The organism is uncultured Alloprevotella sp. (assembly GCF_963536905.1).
GTDB lineage: Bacteria > Bacteroidota > Bacteroidia > Bacteroidales > Bacteroidaceae > Alloprevotella.
This window is the reverse complement of sequence record NZ_CAUTBW010000002.1, coordinates 73,193-94,634: the sequence shown is the minus strand read 5'-3', so window position 1 is coordinate 94,634 and position 21,442 is coordinate 73,193. Positions and strand designations below refer to the sequence as shown.

Here is a 21,442-nt window from a genome sequence, read left to right as displayed (position 1 = left end):
CTGTCCCCATACAGCGAGCCGAGCACAAGAGGCTCGGCTCGCTAACTCATACATGGCAGTGAGTCTGCCAAACAAACGACAATTCACAATTTATATTTTCTATAACTTATGGCAAAAGAAAAGAAATTTATTACTTGTGACGGTAACCAAGCCGCAGCACATGTAGCCTACATGTTCTCCGAGGTTGCTGCCATCTATCCCATCACGCCATCAAGCCCGATGGCCGAACACGTTGATGAATGGGCCGCACAAGACCGCAAGAACCTTTTCGGCGACACCGTTTCCGTTCAGGAAATGCAGTCTGAAGGAGGTGCAGCAGGTGCCGTACACGGTTCACTCCAAGCCGGTGCGCTGACCACTACGTTTACAGCTTCTCAGGGTTTGCTCCTGATGATCCCGAATATGTACAAAATTGCTGGCGAACTGCTGCCGTGCGTTTTCCACGTATCCGCTCGTACGTTGGCCACTCACTCCCTCTGTATCTTCGGTGACCATAGTGACGTCATGGCTTGCCGCCAGACAGGTTTCGCTATGCTCTGCGAAGGTAGCGTGCAAGAGGTGATGGACTTGAGCGCTGTTGCCCACCTGGCAACCATCGAAGCTCGCGTACCTTTCATCAACTTCTTCGACGGTTTCCGCACCTCTCACGAATATCAGAAGATTGAGGAGATAGATCAAGAAGAACTCCGTCCGCTCGTGGATCAGAAGGCTCTCTCTGAATTCCGCGCCCGCGCACTCAGCCCTGAACGCCCCGTAGCGCGCGGTATGGCAGAGAACCCCGAAACCTTCTTTGCACATCGCGAAGCTTCCAATAAGTACTACGCTGCCATCCCAGGCATTGTTGAGAAATACATGAAGGAAGTGAGCCGCATCACAGGTCGTGAATACAAACTCTTCAGCTACTACGGTGCAGAAGATGCTACGGATGTTATCATCTGTATGGGTTCAGTGACCGAAGCAGCTCGCGAAGCCATCGACCACCTCATGGCACAAGGCCGCAAAGTGGGTCTCATCAGCGTACACCTCTATCGTCCGTTCAGCAAGAAGCACCTCCTTGCAGCAGTCCCCAAGACTTGCAAGCGCATCGCTGTGCTCGACCGCACGAAAGAGCCAGGAGCAGAAGGCGAACCGCTCTATCTGGACGTGAAGGAAGCCTTCTACGATCAGGAGAATCGCCCATTGATCGTTGGCGGCCGTTATGGTCTCGGTTCTTGCGACACCACCCCGACAATGATTATCAGCGTTTACGACAACCTCGCTCTGCCTGAGCCTAAGAACCACTTCAGTGTGGGTATCGTGGACGACGTAACGTTCGAGTCACTGCCTTTGGAGAAAGAACAGGCACTCGGCGGCGAAGGCATCTTCGAAGCCAAATTCTATGGTCTGGGTGCCGATGGTACGGTAGGTGCCAACAAGAACTCTGTCAAGATCATTGGTGACAACACCAACAAGTACTGCCAGGCCTACTTCAGCTACGACTCTAAGAAGTCGGGCGGTTTCACCTGCTCTCACCTGCGCTTCGGCGACACGCCCATCCGCAGCACCTATCAGATCAAGACACCTAACTTCGTGGCTTGTCACGTTCAGGCATACCTCCGCATGTACCACGTACTCGAAGGTTTGCGCGACAACGGAACGTTCCTCCTCAACACGATCCATGAGGGACAAGAGCTGGTAGACTTCTTGCCAAACAACATCAAGAAGTACTTTGCTGAACACAACATCACCGTTTACTATATCAACGCTACGAAGATTGCACAAGAGATTGGCCTTGGCAACCGCACGAACACCATCTTGCAGTCCGCATTCTTCCGCATCACCAACGTCATCCCCGTTGATCTCGCAGTGGAACAGATGAAGAAATTCATCGTTAAGTCCTACGGCCGCAAGGGTGAAGACGTTGTTAACAAGAACTATCAGGCTGTTGACCGCGGTAGCGAATACCAGCAGCTCACAATAGATCCCGCATGGGCAAATCTTCCCGCTGATGCTGAAGAGGAGCGCGATGAACCAGCATTCATCAGCAAGATTGTGCGCCCCATCAATGCACAGCAGGGCGATAAGCTCCCCGTTAGTGCTTACGAATGCAGCGTAGACGGTACATGGCAACAAGGCACTGCCGCTTACGACAAACGCGGTGTGGCAGCTTTCGTTCCCGTTTGGAAATCAGAGAACTGTATCCAGTGTAACAAATGTGCCTTCGTTTGTCCTCACGCAACTATCCGTCCGTTCGTCCTCAATGAGGAAGAACTCAAAGACTTCAAGGGCAAAACGATCGACATCAAGGCTCCTGCAGCTCTAAAGGGCATGCACTTCGTTCAACAGGTGGACGTGCTCGACTGTCTCGGTTGCGGTAACTGTGCCGATGTTTGTCCGGGTATGCGTGGTAATAAGGCGCTCGAAATGGTTCCGTTCGACAGTCAGCTCGACCAGGCCGACAACTGGGACTACTGCGAGAAGAACGTAACATCTAAGCAAAACCTCGTAGACATCAAACAAAGCCCGAAGAACAGCCAGTTTGCTACTCCGCTCTTCGAGTTCTCTGGTGCTTGCTCAGGTTGTGGTGAAACGCCTTACGTGAAGTTGATTTCTCAACTCTTTGGCGACCGTGAAATGGTGGCTAACGCAACAGGTTGTTCTTCTATCTATTCTGGCTCTATTCCTTCAACTCCGTACACTACCAACGAAAAGGGTCAAGGTCCAGCTTGGGCTAACTCACTCTTCGAGGACTTCTGCGAATTTGGTATGGGTATGCTGCTCGCCAACAAGAAGATGCGCGCTCGCATCTCCAGCCTCCTGGCTCAGGCTTGCGACGGCGCACCCGAAGAGTTCAAGGCAGCAGCACAGGAATGGGAAGCAGGCAAGGACGATGCAGCAGCAAGTCGCGCAGCAGCCGACAAGCTCCTCCCATTCATCAAGGCAGGTAAGGAACACGGTTGCCCAGGTTGCGCACAGCTCGATGAACTCAGCCACTTCCTCACGAAGCGTAGCCAGTGGATCATCGGTGGTGACGGTGCTTCTTATGACATCGGTTACGGCGGTCTTGACCACGTGCTCGCTTCTGGCGAAGATGTAAACATCCTCGTACTCGACACCGAGGTTTACTCCAACACTGGTGGTCAGTCTTCTAAGTCTACTCCTATCGGCGCTATCGCACAGTTTGCAGCAGCTGGTAAGCGCATCACGAAGAAAGACCTCGGCTTGATGCAAGCAACTTATGGCTACATCTATGTAGCTCAAGTGGCAATGGGTGCCGACCAAGCACAGTGCCTCAAAGCCTTCCGCGAAGCAGAAGCCTACCCCGGACCATCACTCATCATTGCTTACTCACCGTGTATCAACCACGGCTTGAAGGTGAAAGGCGGTATGGGTCGCAGTCAGGCCGAAGAAGCTCGTGCCGTTGAATGTGGCTACTGGCATCTCTGGCGCTTCAACCCCGAATTGGCTAAAGAAGGCAAGAATCCGTTCACGCTCGATTCTAAACAGCCTAACTGGGACAAGTTCCAAGAGTTCCTCGACAACGAGGTTCGCTTCTTGTCACTGCGCAAAGCTCTCCCCGCACAGGCCGATGAGCTTTATGCCGAAACAAAGAAGGCCGCTCAGCGTCGCTACGCTGCCTATGTCCGCAAGACTCAAGAGGACTGGAGCAACGAAATCTAATTGACATTTATTCATCCCTTTTTATAAAAAGGCGCAGCCCGTTATGGACTGCGCCTTTTTCTTTGTACCTTTTTTTATTTCTTGAAAAAACTTTCCTTCCGTGTTGATAAAAAGTTCTATACTCCTATCTCTAAGTTCGTCTTCTTACTACCATGAAAACTTCCATTGTTTCTTTTTCGGTCTATCCATGAAAAAAGCTACGCACCAATACTTTTATTAGTGCGCAGCCTATTATATAAGGTATAAGTTCCTTAAAAGATTCTGGACCGTCTCTATTTAACGAGTACTTTCTTTGTGCTTACAACCTTGTTTCCTTCAGTTGTTTTCACAATATAAAGACCTGCAAGAGAAGGACATACAGAACCTATATATTGTCCGCTAATAGAATAATAGCTATATCGGAGAGACTCCCCATTAGACAGAACAGACGCAATGGCCGTTGCTGGTTTGAACTCAGAAGCACCAATATCAATGCTATTACCCACTATTCGGTCGTTGCCATAAATGTCTTTAGTATAGTTCTCAACGTTGATGGCCACACCTTTATCTATAAATTCGCTACCCGCTTGCAGTTCCCAACTGGCAAGAAGAATGTCTTTCATCTCCTTTTCATCAATAGTACTTCCTTCAAAAGTCGTTGGAGCTTTGAAATTTGATTTATCTACAGTAGTGCTACTGATGGTATTGATAACATCTTTCTGCTCTTCGCTTTTCGAAGAATAGTCGATATTAGCACTGGTTGCGGCTTTTCTTGACTTATTATTCTGGATCGTACAGTTTATTACCTTACCGCCATCGACAAAGATGCCTCCACCATGGAACGATGTACAGTTGTACACAATTCCTCCGACAAAAGTACCTTTGTTATATACACCACCACCGGCACCGCCTTTATCTTCGCCTACCAAAGTATAATCTGCAAAGCAATTGCCTACAACATTATTGATTGCTGTACCTAAATTGAAGATACCTCCGCCAAGGAGTGCACGACAATTAAATATTTTATTATTTCTCAATGTACCTGACGCTGAATAGATAGCACCACCATCACGAGCATAACAACCATCGAAATTGCAATCTACAACCGATCCCCCTACATTATAAACGGCTCCTCCTGCATCCAATGCAACACAGTCCAAAAAGTAACAATCTTTTATCTCGGTATTCACTGCATATATTGCGCCACCTTGTGCTTGAGAGTTTGGAGAGTGGCCATAAGTTCGCTTGAAGAAGCAATCAACTATTTTCGCCTTGCCTTTACCCTCCAAATAGATAGCAGCACCATTGGCATCCCTATTTCCTTCAGCCGTGAAGTAGCAAGAGTTTTCTACGAATTGGCAAGTTGTTATGGTTACATCGCCCACTGCATAGATTGCGCCACCCGAACATTGAACGTTATATACCATTGCGTTCGCACCCTTCAGGGTAAGTCCGTCAATTGTGATTGGAGCTGTCAATTCCTCCTTCTTGAATAAGATATGATTAGCATTGTTTTTTGTTCCTGGTATAATGTTGTTTTCAACTTTCCACCCATAGCTAAAAGGATTTTCAGGGTTGGATTCTCTTACCCATTCATCAGCCACGTCGTCATCGGCACTCAAAATAGTCTCATGTACATATTCGTAGGCTTCGCCACCTTCTTTCTTCGCGCGCGCTTCCTTCGTTGTTTCTGTACCAGCAAACCCACCATAGAGCGAAACACCATCTTTTAGAGGAAAATGGCGTGAGTTTTTCTTTGAAGATTTAATGAGCTGTGTAGGCTTGTAGGTGCCTGCTGCAATCCAAATTTCATCCCCAGAAGTTGCCTTTGCCAAGGCATCATCTATACTTCCAAAGGCTTTTGTCCATGAAGAACCATCGCCTGTTCCCGTTGTTGTCACATAGAAAACTTTTGCTTGTAGCGGTGTTGCAGCAAGAAACAGACTAAGTCCAACCGCAAAGGAATAAAAATGTTTCATGTCTCAATATGTTTTAGTTAATAAAAAATAAAAAGAGAAGATCTCGTTTTTAGCTCAAAAGAGTCTGTCGAATATGAACTCAAAGAATTATAGGTATCTAAAAGTTGGGTATTTTCTGATTTCAGGTAACCATAAGGTATTAATATACATACAAATTAAAACAAAGATTATAATAATCTCGGAAACAAATTTACAGAAATTTTTTATATAACAAATTATTCCTACATTTTTTGAAGTTTTGAAAAGAAAACATTTATCAATGTTCATTCTAAAAAGTGGAGAAGTCAGAAGAGGTTCAGAAATCCATAGGTAAAACAAACAATTATAACTGCAAATCACACGAACGATCTCATCGGTATAAATCACAATTCTGAATAAACAAAGTTTATTTTCTTGAAAAATATCTTTATTTTTGCTTTTATAAAAGTTCTAGACTTATACCTCTAAGTTAATCTTCTTACTACAATGAAAATACCCAATACTATCTCACATATTCGCACACTAAACAATTCTTTTGAATTCCAAAGCAACGAAGAGCACCAACAAGGTGTTGCTAAAATGGCTGCTAAGTTTGCTGATACTTTTGGCATGAAGGAATACGGGGAACTCCTTGGACTCTTACACGACAAGGGGAAAGAACAAGAAAGCTTTCAACAACACATAAAAAAAGAAAGTGGCTTTCAACCTAACATCAAAGTAAACGGTAATTACCATCATGCCTATGTGGGAGCACTCCTACTAAAGAAACATTTCTCACGAGTTGCTCCACTCCTCACAAACTGCATTGCAGGGCATCATCGCGGCTTATATGACGCTGGCGATGAGAAAGAATTGCTCAAAAACCAGATTCCGCAGGATGTCACGGATGAGGTTCCACAAATAGACATACAACTGCCACAAATCAAACTAGAAGTTGCAGATTTACACCACCTCGAGCGAATGTTGTTTAGTTGCCTTGTTGATGCGGATTATTTGGACACAGAAAACTTCATGCAGCCTGACCAAACACGTTTGAGAGGTACAAAAGCATCTATGCCAGAACTACTCGAAAAACTACAATCATGGCTCGATACTCTGAAAAGAAAATCTGAAAACACTCCTGTCAATCATATCCGCAATTATGTGCAAGAGCAATGCGTTAGTGCTGGCAATGCTGAAACGGGCGTATTCAGTTTGACAGTCCCTACAGGTGGCGGAAAGACACTCTCCTCTGTACTTTGGGCTCTGCATCATGCTGTCCGTAATAACCTGCAACGAATCATTATCGCTATACCTTACACAAGTATTATTGTTCAAACAGCGCACGTCCTAAAAAACATTTTTGGAGAAGAAAATGTTTTGGAACACCATTCTAATATTGACTACAGCAACAATAAAGATTCAGAATTAACAAACCGCTTACTGCTAGCAACAGAAAATTGGAACTACCCCATCATCGTTACAACCAACGTACAACTCTTTGAATCATTATTCAGCAATAGGCCCTCCGCGTGCAGAAAACTACACAACATAGCCAAGAGCGTACTGATTCTAGACGAGGTACAAACTTTGCCCATCGATTTTCTCCGCCCTATCGTTGACTCTCTCAAGACGCTAAATCGAGTGTTTGGCACATCCATTCTTTTTACTACTGCCAGCCAACCAGTTTTAACAGGAGAGCTCGAAGGAGAAAACACACTCATCAAAATCAAAGGATTCTCTCATATCAAAGAAATAGTCCCTTCAGATGCTAAACTTTATGACAAGCTGCGCAGAGTAGATCTCAAAATTGACGATTCCGCGAAAGATTACGAGGAGATTGCAACGCAAATCACCCAACACAAACGAGTGCTCTGCATCGTTAATACGCGCAAAGATGCAAAAGAGATATTTGAACGCCTACCTAAAGAAGGTATTACGCTGCATCTTTCACGCATGATGTGCCCTCAGCACATCCGAGAAACAATTGAGCAGATAAAAGACGCTCTAAAAAATGAAGAAAACGAAATTATTCGTGTCGTTGCAACTCAGCTGATAGAAGCTGGCGTTGATATAGACTTCCCCATCGTTTTCCGCCAACAAGCTGGACTCGACTCTATCCTCCAAGCGGCTGGCCGCTGCAATCGGGAAGGGAAAATCAAACGTGGAGTTACACATGTATTCAGTCTACAAAAAATCAGTAACTTGCCACGAGGTTTTATTTCTAGAACCAATAGTGCCCGTATGGCTTTAGCGAAAGACTCTGACTGGTTTTCTCCTGAAACTATGCAACAGTACTTTCGCCAACTCTACTCCCGCACACAAACTTTTGATAGTAAAGATATAAAAAGCCTGCTCTACACCCCTTATATGCAGTTTGAAACAGCAGCAAAGACATTCCAGCTTATTGAGGACAATACAATTCCTATCATCATAAATTGGAAAGATAGTCTCAGCCTTATTGACGATGCTGAGAGGTTCACGCCAAGCTATTCACTCATGAAACAACTGGCACAATACACCGTCAGCGTTCGCCAACAAGATTTCAATAAACTGAAAGAAGCTGGAGCTATAGAAGAACTTTTCCAAAACATTTTTGTTGTTAGAGATAAACTGTTCTATGACGAAAAAGTAGGCCTTATCACCACAAACCACTGGATTGAAGAAATACTAATAAAATAAACAATATGGAATATCACGACAAAGAATTTTGTCTGGAAGTATGGGGACCACTTGCCTGCTTCACGCGCCCAGAACTGAAAGTAGAGCGCGTGAGCTACGATGTAATTACGCCCTCTGCTGCCAGAGCCATTTTCGAAGCTATCTTTTGGAAGCCTGCCATCCGTTGGCAAATCACTCGAATAGAAGTGCTCAACCCTATCAAATGGATCAACATTCGACGCAACGAAGTGGGGGCTGTCGCTTCTGCAAAGAAGAATGCTTCCCCTATCTTCATTGAAGAGAAGAGACAACAAAAAAACTCGCTGATGCTGAGAGATGTTCGATACCGACTCTATGCTAAATTAGTTTTTATTCCCAAGCAGAATAGAAAATATCTTGACACACGCAATCCCGAAATAGATAGAGAAGAAGCAGAACTTCTCCACAAAGATGAGAACCCTGGGAAATACAATGCTATGTTTGAAAGACGTGCAAGTAAGGGACAATGCTTTAATCAACCCTATCTCGGCACTCGAGAGTGTGTAGCTTCTTTCCGCCTTGTTCGTCCTGAGTCGGAACAACTTACAACTCCTATTGATGAAACGAGAGACTTAGGACTGATGCTCTATGATATGGATTTCGAAAACAACCTAGAACATCCCGATGCTATGTTTTATCGTGCTCGCATGGAAAATGGCGTAATAAATGTTCCACTAAAAGATAGTGAGGAGGTACTAAAATGATTCTAAAAGCTTTATACGACTATTACCAACGAAAATCGGAAGAACTACCTGCTTTCGGCTGCGAACTAAAAGAAATAGGCTTTATTCTTGTTATCGACAAGGATGGCAATTTTCTACGCTTTGAAGACAGACGCATTGATAAAAAGAACGCATCGAGTTTTTTGGTAAAAAAACATGTTGGAAGAAGTAGTGCCCCAATTGCCAACCTTTTATATGACAATTGCTCCTATATCCTCGGATATTCAACAGAGGGAGATATCGACTCAAATGCAAAATATATAAGTGTCTTCAAAGCTAAAGTAGAAGAACTCTACACAAAGCTTCCTAATAATAGCGCAGTTTCTGCAATATGGAAGTTCTATCAAAAGAATCCTGCAGAAAATCTATTGAAAGTGCAAGCTGATCCATTATGGCCTGAAATAGAGAAAAATCTCAACAAGAAATATTCAACCTTTTCTTTTTTGTTAGAAGGAGAAACAACTATTGTGGCTGCTCAAAAAGACGTGATAAACGCTGATGAAGAAAAGGAGGGAAATGAAAAAGAACAGCTATGCCTAATTACAGGAAATCACGGAAAGGCTGTAGATGTAACAACTGCAACTATGATTGCAGGTAGTCAAGCTACGGCTAAATTAGTTGCCTTTCAAGTAAACTCCGGCTATGACTCTTACGGGAAACAAAAAGGATTCAATGCTCCAATTTCTCAAAAGGCTGAATTTGCTTATACTACAGCATTAAACCACATACTATCAGCTAATTCTCGCAATAAATTCCTTGTTGGTAATCGCACTTACCTGTTTTGGGGTTCCTCAAATAGCAATGGTAATCAAGAAACAGAAAGCAGCATTTTTGCAATGTTTGGTTTTAATGATTCAGAGGAAGAAGATCCCAATGCACGCATTTACCAAATTCGAAAAGTATTCGAAGGAATCTATTCAGGAAGTATTAAGACCGATTTGAACGACCGTTTTTATATTGCTGGACTGGCTCCTAATGCTGCACGCATAGCGATCGTTTATTGGGCAGAACTTCCGCTAAAAGAATTCGCTCATACCATTCTTCGACATTTTGAAGACATGGACATCGTTGATACACGAAAAGAGAAAAAGCCATACATGGGATTAAAATCTATACTGGCTACAGTAACCTTGGGAGGCAAATCGTCTGAAGCAACTCCTAACCTCCCAGACGCAGTAATCAAAAGTATCTTCCAAGGCCTCCCCTATCCTGATACTCTTTACCATAGCTGTCTTCGCAGAATTCGGGCAGAACAGTCTGTAAGCATCACACGAGCTGCAATCCTCAAGGCATACTTAAACAGAAAAAACACAAATCAAAAACCTATACAAATTATGTTAGACAAAGAAAACACCAACCAAGGCTACTTATGCGGCCGCTTGTTTGCAGTCATTGACAAACTACAAAATGATGCAAACCATATCCACTCCATCCGAGAGCGCTACATGAATGCTGCAAGCTCCACCCCCGCAACGGTTTTTGCAACCATTCTTAACCTATCGGCTATTCATGCAAACAACTTAAACAATGAAGGGAGTCGTATTTTCTATGACAAACTCAAGCAAGAAATCATCTCTAAGATAAACGCTGATGGCTTCCCTTCCCATCTCGACTTACAAGACCAAGGACGCTTCTTTGTGGGCTACTACCAGCAAATGCAGTCCTTCTTCTTAACAGAAACAAAACAAACTGAAGAATAAACCTAAAACAACTATACAACTATGTCAGAATTAAAAAACAGAATTGATTTCGTTTACATCTTTGATGTACAAGACGGCAACCCTAATGGTGACCCTGATGCAGGCAACTTACCTCGAGTAGATGCCGAAACAAGTTGCGGAATTGTCACAGACGTTTGTCTGAAACGAAAGGTGCGCAACTATGTTCAACTATCAAAGAACTGCACGCAAGGATATGATATTTTCATTAAAGAGAAAGCAGTTCTCAACACACTGATTGATGCTTCCCACGAAGATGAAACAGTTAAAGCAGCTGATGCGAAAAGCAAAACAGCTGCCGCGCGGGATGTGATGTGCAGCAAATACTACGACATTCGCACTTTTGGAGCCGTAATGTCTACAGGAAAAAATGCCGGACAAGTTCGTGGCCCTATTCAATTCACTTTTGCACGTTCCGTAGACCCCATTGTTCCAGCAGAACACTCCATTACGAGAATGGCTGTTGCTACAGAGAAAGAAGCTGAAAAGCAAAATGGCGATAACCGCACCATGGGTCGCAAAGCTACAATCCCCTATGGTCTCTATGTTTGTCATGGTTTCGTATCGGCCAGTTTGGCAAAACAAACAGGCTTCTCGGAAGAAGACTTCACACTCTTTATTGACGCGCTCAAAGGAATGTTCGATTGCGACCGCTCTGCCGCACGTGGTTTGATGAGCGCGCAGAAACTCATTCTCTTCCGCCACGATTCTGTTTTAGGTAATGCTCCTGCTAACAAACTCTTCGATTTGGTCAAAGTGGAAAGAACCACGGACAATGTTCCCCGCTCCTTCTCTGACTACCAAGTAACGATAGATAAGACTCAACTCCCTGCAGGAGTTAGCGTTGAAGAAGTCATCTAAATATATGTATGCAGAAGACGATATGCTCATGTTGTCGGGGATACAGCACTTCAAGTTCTGTCCCCGACAATGGGCTTTAATCCATTTAGAACAACAATGGGAGGACAATCGTCTGACAACAGAAGGTAGCCTGATGCACCGAAATGTGGACGATCCGTTCTATCGGCAGAAATGCGGAGATAACATTTGCTTACGCTCTGTTCATATCGCCTCCAAAGAACTGGGACTATACGGAATAGCAGATGTAATCGAACTTCATCCTACATCCAATGAAACTAACAGCATACAACATCCCAAATATCCTGGACTGTGGACGCCGTATCCTATCGAATATAAACACGGTAAACCTAAAAGGGACGAAACAGATGAGGTACAACTAACAGCACAAGTTATGTGTCTGGAAGAAATGTACCAGATTCAGCTACATAAAGCGTACTTCTTCTATGGAGCTATCAAACATCGGCAGGAAATAGAAATAACAGAGCATTTACGAACCATCGTAAGAGAGATAGCAGAAAAGATGCATCACATATTCAATAAGGAACTACTCCCCGCTATCAATCTTCAACACCATTGCCATAATTGCTCGCTCAAAAATAATTGTATGCCAAGCTCTGCTAAAGCTACAAAAGTTGCAACCTATCTCAATAAATATCTCTATGAGAAAACTCCTTAACACACTCTATATCACTACGCCAGAGGCCTACCTCAGCAAAGATAGCGAGAATGTGGTAGTATCTGTCAAGCAAGAAGAAGTTTTCAGAATTCCCATTATCAATATAGAGAGCATCGTTACTTTCGGCTATATGGGAGCTAGTCCTGGACTCATGAATCTCTGTGCAGAAAAAGGAGTCTCACTCACATTTCTTTCCCCCGTAGGTCGCTTTATCGGACATTTTCAAGGCCCTACACGGGGGAATGTCCTGCTCCGAAAAGCACAATATCAAAATGCAGACGACGAAGAATGGTCGCTACAAATCTCCCGATTACTCATCGCTGCCAAAATACGAAACTATCGCAACATTGTGCAACGCTGCATACGTGACTATGGCTCATTTCCAGAGATAGAACAAATTTCAAAGACTCTCAACTTCAGGAAAAATGAAGCTCTACAAGCTGATAACAAAGACACACTAAGAGGCATAGAAGGCATTGCAGCAAACGAATACTTCTCCATCTTCCCCAATCTAATCACACAACAAAATACAGATTTCCCTTTTAACGGCCGAAATAGACGCCCTCCAAAAGATCCAGTTAACACCTTACTTTCTTTTGCATACACTCTTATCGCCAACGACATAAAAGCAGCTTTAGAAAGCGTAGGTCTTGACCCTTACGTCGGTTTCTTCCATGCGCTACGCCCTGGACGAGCAGCCTTAGCATTAGACTTAATGGAAGAACTCAGAGCCTATCTTGGTGATCGCTTCGTCCTATCTCTCATCAATCGCAAACAAATCACTCGGGCCGACTTCCTTCAACAAGGTGAGAATGGTATCCTACTTACCGACAAAGGACGCAAAGTGTTTCTTACAGCATGGCAAAGTCGAAAACGAGAAACCGTCATACATCCTTATCTGAATGAGAAAATAGAAATCGGTTTAATTCCCCATGCACAAGCTATGCTCCTTGCACGATACATACGCCACGACATTGATAACTACCCCGTTTTCTTAATTCCCTAACACCATGAAACTTCTCATAACCTACGATGTTGAAACAATCACAAAAGAAGGACAGAAAAGACTCCGCCTTGTAGCAAAAGCTTGTAAAGACTTTGGACAACGCGTTCAAAACTCTGTTTTTGAATGTGACGTTGATGAATCCCAATTCGTACTTCTCAAATATAAACTCGAAAGTATAATAGACAAGGAATCTGATAGCATCCGAATCTATCATCTAAAAAATAATTCACAACAAAGCACAATAATTATAGGTAAAATTACGTCTTATAACGTAGAAAGTCTCTTGATGATCTAAAATGCGAACCTTATGCTCCACATAAATCATCGCAGTTTCGCAGTCTCAGATTATCAACTATTTAACTTAAAGGAAAAGTCAGAAAGTTTATTCAAAGGAAATCTACACCAATACGTTCGCAAAACGTACCACATATTACCCTGACTTTCAGCCCTTTCCTTTTTATACAGTCGCACCCCGCCCGGGGTGCGTGGATTGAAACCGACTTGTCTCGTAAAGCGCTTTTAACTGCTCCGGTCGCACCCCGCCCGGGGTGCGTGGATTGAAACATATTATCAAGGATAGAATTATAATCAGCCTTGTCGCACCCCGCCCGGGGTGCGTGGATTGAAACCTGAATCAGACGTAGCAACTACTTCGTTAATCTGTCGCACCCCGCCCGGGGTGCGTGGATTGAAACTGGCAAAGAACAATCTACAGAATTGTTTAAATCTGTCGCACCCCGCCCGGGGTGCGTGGATTGAAACATTGCACCCTATCACATCAAAGCCAGCTAACTTATGTCGCACCCCGCCCGGGGTGCGTGGATTGAAACGCCCCCACTTGTCCCGTGTTGTCGGTCTGACAGGGTCGCACCCCGCCCGGGGTGCGTGGATTGAAACAGCAATATTTGCAAAATATTATATCTGAGTCTCAGTCGCACCCCGCCCGGGGTGCGTGGATTGAAACTGAAACTACCTATAACTCTCATGGTGTAGACCCGGTCGCACCCCGCCCGGGGTGCGTGGATTGAAACTTAGGCGTAATATCATCCCTGCCGATTATCCTCGTCGCACCCCGCCCGGGGTGCGTGGATTGAAACTGGGCGTGGAGCGCGGTGCAACGGCCTTTCAGAAGTCGCACCCCGCCCGGGGTGCGTGGATTGAAACCAACACGTTACTTCTGGGAATTTGCGTAAAGCCGAGTCGCACCCCGCCCGGGGTGCGTGGATTGAAACCAATTGGTCACGCCAACGAGAAACCTCTCCAAGGTCGCACCCCGCCCGGGGTGCGTGGATTGAAACACCTTTTCGGGCATCTGGATGCGTCTGTATCTCCGGTCGCACCCCGCCCGGGGTGCGTGGATTGAAACAAAGACGACGAGCAGCGCAAGTCTAGCGTTTTATGGTCGCACCCCGCCCGGGGTGCGTGGATTGAAACACACTGATGGAGCAAGAATTTATTTGTTTAGAGAAGTCGCACCCCGCCCGGGGTGCGTGGATTGAAACTGAAAGAAGCTGAACGACTGACACAAAGCATTGAAGTCGCACCCCGCCCGGGGTGCGTGGATTGAAACAAGACACGGCCAACTTTACCAGCTGGAGATAAATGTCGCACCCCACCCGAGGTGCGTGGATTGAAACAAGAAGTGCAACATTGAAGAAAGGTCGCGGTGAAGTCGCACTCCGCCCGGGGTGCGTGGATTGAAACACCCTCAATTACCGCTCCTGCTTCACCTTTCTTGGTCGCACCCCGCCCGGGGTGCGTGGATTGAAACATATAACTGGTTATTGCAGATGCAAATTCGGGGAAGTCTCACCCCGCCCGGGGTGCGTGCATTGAAACGTAAGGTACTTACACAATTCAAGTACGAAAGTCGTTGTCGCACTCCGCCCGGGGTGCATGCATTGAAACGGAGGTTGAACAGACACTACAGAGCCAGGAAAAGGGGCGCATCTCGCGACAAAGATATTCCCCTATTCGATTTAATGGAGCTTTTCATTATCGGTATTAATGAGCACAATTCTCCCTTTTTCTCTTTATTAGCATTTTTTACACAACGTTTTAGAAATAGCGTTAACTACTTCACATTCTCAACTTCTCCTTTCTCAAATTCCATATTAATTGAAAGGTCGTGTTATAAAAATTATACACCACAATACCTATTAAGACGTTTACAATAAAGTTTAAGCTAAGTTACTTTGACAACAAGGCCGATCAAAGGAGAAGGAATTTTGTGTATGTAAGGAATAAGTTTAAGTTTATCATTCTTCTCAACTATGAGATGAAACTCAGGAATGGGAAAACAAAGGTCCTAAACTTCATCACGACACAAAAATTGAACAAGAATAAGAGGTTTGAAGGGAGCAGGTTTGACAGAATATAAAACTCAGCATGGCGGGGCTATCGACACCCTCATAAGGCTAAGCCTCCTCCGTTCCAAGCTATCACGTCTCTACCATGCTGAACTTTACTTTGCGAATGTAAAGAGAATATTCGATAAAAGTAAATTATAATCGTTGAACGTTATGGCAAAACCAAAACACGACTACGATAATGAATATTTCTACAAGCGAATAGAAGGACTTGCAATGAACGGATACACGGATGAGGAGATAGCAAACGAACTCAACTTGTCCGCTGACGTGTTTGGGGCTATGAAGAACGGAAACTACCAAGGATGGAATGATGAAGAAAACAAACGTCGTGGAAGCGAAGTTTATAGGGTCTTAGCGCATGGTCGGACAAAGATAGTAGCTTTACTTCGTGGTGCATATATCAAAGGTGCTTTTGGTGGAAAGAAGACAAAATCAAAGGTTGTTAAGTTCGTCCAAGACAAGTGCGAGTGTATGGGGCAGGATAAGAAATGCCCCTATTGCGGCGGCACAGGGTGGATAACGCTCACTGATAAAGCAGTGGTGCAAGAATCAGAAATATTGACAATAAAGATGCAGGACTGACCGAGCAAGACCTCGATATTATCGGTGTGAATTTCCACTTCCAGACAGAAGAAGAAAACACCATCGCTGATGAACTCGAAACACTCATGGAACCCATCAGAGAAGAAAGACAAGCAGAAGTAGCACAAAAGCAAGCAGAAAGAGCGGAGAAGGTTGCTCACATGAAGCAAGTAAAAGAAGAAGTGAAACAAGCCACTACAAAGGCGGCTGCAAATATGGATGCTTATCTTATGCTATCATTCGATAATTGGGATGCAAAGGCAGATTTCTGTGAGAAGTTCGGATTTAATCCCGAAGAGAAATTTCTCAAAGGAGAAGTGTTTGAAGAAAAGATAGACGCACTTTTGACTGAATGAATGGTGAGGGTATTGACATATATGGGACGAGTTCTGCGGCACGGAAAATCCGTGATATAGTGACAGACATCAAGATGAAGGGATTTTCCAAAATAAAACCGTTCGCTATGGGGCGAGTAGAATCTCGAATGGCAGAATATGCAAAAACACATGGTATAACGTTGGCAAGCAAATCTGTATATATGAGTTCCCATTCCATAGCTCATACTTTTAGAGGAAGTAAACAACGAGATAATATGGCTGTATCTTTAATGGACTTGGCAAGTTTCCCCAAAAGCCGATCAAGGATGGATTTATATTTTGACGGCAAGGCCTTTGTTTATACGGACTACAAGTCTAAATTCATTATTCATCCAAACTATGATATTAAAATAAATCGCAATAAAGTGAAAAAGGTAAACTATATTACCGCAACGAAAGTTAATGATGCAAACGAATTTAAGTTAAAAAAATACTCAAAAGTATAAAAGTTTGGTAGACGGCAGAATCGAACTGCTGCTCATAGGAATATCCTATGCCTACTTACCATACATACAGGCTCTATCTACCAACCTTTACACTACAAAGATAAACGAAAAAATTCGATAAACGCAAATTATAAACGTTAAAAGATATGGCAAAGCCAAAACACGACTACGATAGTGAAGATTTCTACAAGCGCATAGAAGCTCTTGCAATGAATGGATATACGGATGAGGAGATAGCAAACGAGCTGAACCTTCGTAGAGAGGTGTTTACTTGCATGAAAAACGGCAACTATGAGAATTGGACTGATGAAGAAAACAAAAGGCGTGGAGAGTGTATAACTAACGTCTTAGCGCATGGTCGGACAAAGATAGTAGCTTTACTTCGTGGTGTATATATCAAAGGTGCTTTTGGTGGCAAGAAGACAAAATCAAAGGTTGTTAAGTTCGTCCAAGATAAGTGCGAATGCATGGGGCAGGATAAGAAATGCCCCTATTGCGGTGGTACAGGGTGGGTAACGCTCACTGATAAGGCGGTTATGCAAGAATCAGAAATATCGACAATAAAGATGCAGGTCTTACCGAGCAAGACCTTGACATCATCGGCGTAGACTTCAATTTTCAGACAGAAAAAGAAAATACTATCGCTGATGAACTCGAAACACTCATGGAACCCGTCAGGGAGGAACGTCAAGTAGAAGTAGCACAAAAGCAAGCCGAGAGAGCGGAGAAAGTTGCTCACATGAAGCAAGTAAAAGAAGAAGTGAAACAAGCTGCTACAAAGGCGGCCGCCAACATGGACGCTTACCTTATGCTATCATTCGACAATTGGGACGCAAAGGCAGAGTTCTGTGAGAAGTTCGGGTTTAACCCCGATGAGAAGTTTCTCAAAGGTGAAGTATTCTCTGAAAAGATAGAAACGCTTTTAACTAAATAATGGGTGAAGATATATTGATATATAGATTAAATGATAGCAAACGGAGATACACAAAAGACCTACAAGGATTTGCAGATAAAGTTCTTGCAGGTGGAAAAGTAAGAAAGTCCGTGTATATTTTCGGAAAGACCAATAAACCGAATTGGGGTTAGTAGTAAAAAACGCAAAATGTTTTGGTAATTGATTACTTTTTTGTCATCTTTACATTGTCATTAAGACAAGAGTTCATTTACATCATGAAACATTCAGAGTTAATTCGCGTGTTAAGAAGGGCTGGCTGCCTTTTGAAGCGACATGGTGCTTCGCATGACATTGGATAAACCCAAAAACAGGGGCGAGAACAAGCGTACCGAGGCATGGAAGTAAGAAAATCAAAGAAAAGACTGCAAAATCAATTCTTGAAGACCTTTTGAATGAGTAAAAGAGTGCCGCCATCCTTCATGGATGGCGGTATCTCCTTACAGAATGTGTACATGTACAATTGGACTTTTAATATATAAACAATAGAAGGTATGTGTAAGGTAGTTGCAAAAGTAGAACGAGAGACTGGAGACAGGAATTTCTCTTGTTACATGAAAGTTGGTAGTATTAATGTAGGAGTATTAGGACAAGGGAATACTGCAAAGGCGGCCATTGCCGATATGCTCCGAGGTTGGGAAGACATCAAAACGGACTTGAAAGATGATGGGGTTGGTGTTCCTTCCATAGATATTGAATACACCTTTGATATTGGCGCCTTTTTCAATTACTACGACTTTATCAACGTTGCTGGCATATCACGGGAGATAGGTATTAGTCCGGCAGTTATGCGACAATATGCCACTGGCGCAAGGAAACCGAGCCAAAAGCGAAAAACACGGATTATTGAAGGCGTTAAATCACTCGCAAAGAAAATTGAATTAACGAGTGTCTATTGATAAGAAATTGAATATTTCAATTGTAAAATGAACTCTTTTGAGGTTCATCCCCGAATCAAATCACTACAAGCATCTTTTAGGTGGTTTCGGGATCGGTCTGTGCTAAAGTTGTCCTGATTATGGTCTTTCTCCATACGCCCGATAATGCCAAAAAGTTGATGCCGCATGAGTTTTCTCTCAGCCTCCTTTGCTCCTACTCTATGAGTCTTACGAAATCTTTTGCGCCCATTTATTTTTCAAAATAAATTGTATATTTGCATCGGTAAGAATCAATAATTCGGTTCTTACATCTAAGGAAGGTGTCGGGGGCTTTTCGGGAGCACCCGGCTTTTTTTATTCTTTGTGATAGATGAGACTCATCCATGATGAATAGCACTATGCCCCATTCTAAACAACTGCATCTGGTATTCATTTTCAAGGTGATCGATATAAGCCCTCAGAAGAAGCGTTCGGCATTCGGTCCATCATGGGATTACTTTTCTTTAGAAATGAGAGTATTTTGTTCGTAACTTGTTATGTTGCAAAATATTGTTATCTTTGCAGCGTGTGAATGTCGAAGATTCGGCGCGATAACTTCAAGCTTTCCTTTCACACTTTCAAAGGTGGCTTCGGTCACCTTTTTATTTTTTCTAATTCAGTCCTTATTATTTCATTCGTTTGCCTCGCCTCTCCAGAAAAGAAATCATAGCCTTGTCTTTGTATATTACATAGCACTACTCACTTATGTATGATGCAGCGTGCAAACTCATACGCCAGCAGCAGACAGGAAGAAGAGAAGAAGAGGAAGCAAGGGAGGAAGAATAAAACACCGACATGTAAAAATCCGCATCGTTCTCTCTGCAAAGAGAGCAATAACTTTTCAAAACACAAAAAGTCATAAGTGCAACGGAAACTTCATGTACATCCCTACGAGGATATAAAAAAAGAAAAGCAATGATCCGTCGCCTTCCTCGTGTGTCTCGCGATAAACGCGGACGAAGGATAACTTGATACATTGCTTTAGGGCAAAAGTAGCAATAACTTTTCAAAACACAAAAAGTTACGAATAAAATTCTCTCTTTTCTAAAGCGCTAAACAATAATGCACACAAAGATACGATTCTGAAAGCAATTCACAACTGAAGGTTAACCGCACCCTCGCACTGCAAATATACGGAAAAATCTGTGTAATCTTCCTTTTTTTGCAATTTTGATTGTCTTCAGCAGAAAAAGGCGAAAAAAACATATCTTTTATTGCATCGTCCATAGCCTTATTGCGTTTGAGAACAGAATAAGGCTGTCAGCTGATAGCCTTATTCTGTCAGCCGACACCCTTATTGTAGCGAAGCTGATGATAAGGAATGCTGAAGCGAAGAGGATTCATTCTCCTCCTCTGCTTTGTTTTCGTGCCGTCACGTTGTCACGTTGTCACACTTCTATTATAACAAACTGGAAACATGCATGTTGCGCGGGTGACAACAGCGTGACAACAAAATCAAAACACAAATCGTTGCCACACGTCTAAACTCCTGTTTATCAACCCATCAGCACCTCTGTGACAACGTGACAACAAAAAGAGAACAGTTTCGCTCGTGGAGGAAAAAGCGACAATATCCCATGCAGCATTCTGTGTCCTCTCCACGCTACACACATACAGCTCTAATGTAAATATATAGGGTGCAAAAGAGAAGAAAGATGGAACGGAAAGGAGAAGGATAAAGTTTTTTACGATTTTATTGCAGATTTTGTTAACTTTACTTGGCATAATAAAATATAGTATATATATTTGCCTATCCCAACTAAAGTTAACATCTATACAACTACTTAAATCATGCAAACAACACCGATGCTTTCGGCTCCGAAAGCAATAAAAAAGGCATTCCGCGACTACGCCGTCTTCAGTGGACGCTCGCGCCGGTCGGAATTCTGGTGGTTCGCACTATTCAACATGGTTGTGACCATGGGTTTGCAGTTTGCATTTTTCACGATCTCTGGTATCACGGGACTTGTTTGGGTAAAATTCCTTGTTTATCTCTATTCTTTGGCAACACTCATTCCGTCCTTCGCCGTCGCGGTGCGCCGCCTACATGACACGGGACGGAGCGGTGGTTGGACTGTCGGGCTTTTCTTCTCGGCAATTCCAATGATACCTACTCTCCCTTTAGCCGTATGGAATGGCTATATCTGGGCAGTAGTGATTCTCTCTCTTTGCGCTCTGATCTGCTTAGCTCTCAGCATCACCATCTTGGTGTTCTGCGCCAGCGATTCGAGTACATACAGCAACAAGTATGGGCCTTCGCCCAAATATATAGACTAATATCTACAAAAGTCAATCAACATTTAATTGTTTCGGAGGAGCGCTACATTGCGAAATGTGGCCTCCTCTTTTTTTTCTAAGAAATGGTACATATTAGGAAGGAACTGAAAGAGAGAAAAAACTGACAAAAGAGTATGAGGTAACACTTTTTCCTGTGTCAAAATAGTTGGAGACATACGCTTCTGTAGGAATCCATGTGCTCCGTATCTAAAAATCTTTAATTCCTCAAAGCTACCGTTTTTTTGGTGTATTTTTGCGTA

17 protein-coding genes and 1 CRISPR repeat array are annotated in these 21,442 nt (G+C 43.5%); of the genes, 16 read left to right on the top strand and 1 reads right to left on the bottom strand.

Annotation, left to right across the window (positions count from 1 at the left end; translation table 11 throughout):
• Positions 1 to 108 precede the first annotated feature (108 nt).
• The gene (gene nifJ / locus ABLA33_RS00730; RefSeq protein WP_347718848.1) at positions 109 to 3,660 is read left to right on the top strand and encodes a pyruvate:ferredoxin (flavodoxin) oxidoreductase; all 3,552 of its coding nucleotides are present in this window, start codon (positions 109 to 111) and stop codon (positions 3,658 to 3,660) included.
• 272 nt (positions 3,661 to 3,932) lie between these two features.
• Here nifJ and ABLA33_RS00725 read toward each other — a convergent pair whose 3' ends face one another.
• A complete protein-coding gene (locus tag ABLA33_RS00725; RefSeq protein WP_347718847.1) occupies positions 3,933 to 5,618 on the bottom strand; it encodes a choice-of-anchor Q domain-containing protein in 1,686 nt (561 codons plus the stop codon).
• Positions 5,619 to 6,083: 465 nt separating this feature from the next.
• On the opposite strand from ABLA33_RS00725, the gene cas3 reads away from it, so the two are divergent.
• The 15 genes from cas3 (at position 6,084) to ABLA33_RS00650 (ending at position 21,182) form a co-directional block, all read left to right on the top strand.
• Complete coding sequence (gene cas3 / locus ABLA33_RS00720; protein WP_347718846.1) at positions 6,084 to 8,258, top strand: CRISPR-associated helicase Cas3'; 2,175 nt, start codon at positions 6,084 to 6,086, stop codon at positions 8,256 to 8,258.
• A 5-nt stretch (positions 8,259 to 8,263) separates the two neighbouring features.
• Positions 8,264 to 8,980 (top strand): type I-C CRISPR-associated protein Cas5c, encoded by a 717-nt coding sequence (gene cas5c / locus ABLA33_RS00715; protein WP_347718845.1) that lies wholly within the window; start codon positions 8,264 to 8,266, stop codon positions 8,978 to 8,980.
• Positions 8,977 to 10,698 carry a type I-C CRISPR-associated protein Cas8c/Csd1 gene (cas8c, locus tag ABLA33_RS00710; protein ID WP_347718844.1) on the top strand — a complete coding sequence of 574 codons (1,722 nt, stop codon included), beginning with the start codon at positions 8,977 to 8,979 and terminating at the stop codon, positions 10,696 to 10,698. Before cas5c ends, cas8c begins: the two co-directional genes overlap by 4 nt.
• Before the next feature lie 21 nt (positions 10,699 to 10,719).
• Complete coding sequence (gene cas7c / locus ABLA33_RS00705; RefSeq protein WP_347718843.1) at positions 10,720 to 11,577, top strand: type I-C CRISPR-associated protein Cas7/Csd2; 858 nt, start codon at positions 10,720 to 10,722, stop codon at positions 11,575 to 11,577.
• Positions 11,578 to 11,581: 4 nt separating this feature from the next.
• The gene (gene cas4, locus ABLA33_RS00700; protein WP_347718842.1) at positions 11,582 to 12,253 is read left to right on the top strand and encodes a CRISPR-associated protein Cas4; all 672 of its coding nucleotides are present in this window, start codon (positions 11,582 to 11,584) and stop codon (positions 12,251 to 12,253) included.
• Positions 12,237 to 13,259 carry a type I-C CRISPR-associated endonuclease Cas1c gene (cas1c, locus tag ABLA33_RS00695; RefSeq protein WP_347718841.1) on the top strand — a complete coding sequence of 341 codons (1,023 nt, stop codon included), beginning with the start codon at positions 12,237 to 12,239 and terminating at the stop codon, positions 13,257 to 13,259. The genes cas4 and cas1c overlap by 17 nt, the downstream gene beginning before the upstream one ends.
• Before the next feature lie 4 nt (positions 13,260 to 13,263).
• The gene (gene cas2, locus ABLA33_RS00690) at positions 13,264 to 13,554 is read left to right on the top strand and encodes a CRISPR-associated endonuclease Cas2 (protein WP_347718840.1); all 291 of its coding nucleotides are present in this window, start codon (positions 13,264 to 13,266) and stop codon (positions 13,552 to 13,554) included.
• A 169-nt stretch (positions 13,555 to 13,723) separates the two neighbouring features.
• Positions 13,724 to 15,167: direct repeats of the CRISPR family, unit length 33 nt; unit sequence GTCGCACCCCGCCCGGGGTGCGTGGATTGAAAC.
• A 614-nt stretch (positions 15,168 to 15,781) separates the two neighbouring features.
• On the top strand, positions 15,782 to 16,213 hold the full coding sequence (locus tag ABLA33_RS00685; protein ID WP_347718839.1) for a hypothetical protein: 432 nt from the start codon (positions 15,782 to 15,784) through the stop codon (positions 16,211 to 16,213).
• 26 nt (positions 16,214 to 16,239) lie between these two features.
• Positions 16,240 to 16,569, top strand: coding sequence for a hypothetical protein (locus ABLA33_RS00680; RefSeq protein WP_347718838.1), 330 nt, complete (start codon positions 16,240 to 16,242; stop codon positions 16,567 to 16,569).
• Entirely contained in the window at positions 16,566 to 17,036 is a 471-nt protein-coding gene (locus tag ABLA33_RS00675; RefSeq protein ID WP_347718837.1) for a hypothetical protein, read from the top strand. Before ABLA33_RS00680 ends, ABLA33_RS00675 begins: the two co-directional genes overlap by 4 nt.
• Positions 17,037 to 17,182: 146 nt before the next feature.
• Complete coding sequence (locus ABLA33_RS00670) at positions 17,183 to 17,644, top strand: hypothetical protein (RefSeq protein ID WP_347718836.1); 462 nt, start codon at positions 17,183 to 17,185, stop codon at positions 17,642 to 17,644.
• Between the two features lie 56 nt (positions 17,645 to 17,700).
• The gene (locus tag ABLA33_RS00665; protein ID WP_347718835.1) at positions 17,701 to 17,970 is read left to right on the top strand and encodes a hypothetical protein; all 270 of its coding nucleotides are present in this window, start codon (positions 17,701 to 17,703) and stop codon (positions 17,968 to 17,970) included.
• A gap of 316 nt (positions 17,971 to 18,286) precedes the next feature.
• A complete protein-coding gene (locus ABLA33_RS00660) occupies positions 18,287 to 18,391 on the top strand; it encodes a type II toxin-antitoxin system HicA family toxin (protein ID WP_347718855.1) in 105 nt (34 codons plus the stop codon).
• Between the two features lie 91 nt (positions 18,392 to 18,482).
• Positions 18,483 to 18,887 carry a hypothetical protein gene (locus tag ABLA33_RS00655; RefSeq protein WP_347718834.1) on the top strand — a complete coding sequence of 135 codons (405 nt, stop codon included), beginning with the start codon at positions 18,483 to 18,485 and terminating at the stop codon, positions 18,885 to 18,887.
• 1,809 nt (positions 18,888 to 20,696) lie between these two features.
• The gene (locus tag ABLA33_RS00650) at positions 20,697 to 21,182 is read left to right on the top strand and encodes a DUF805 domain-containing protein (RefSeq protein ID WP_347718833.1); all 486 of its coding nucleotides are present in this window, start codon (positions 20,697 to 20,699) and stop codon (positions 21,180 to 21,182) included.
• The last annotated feature ends 260 nt before the right edge of the window (positions 21,183 to 21,442 follow it).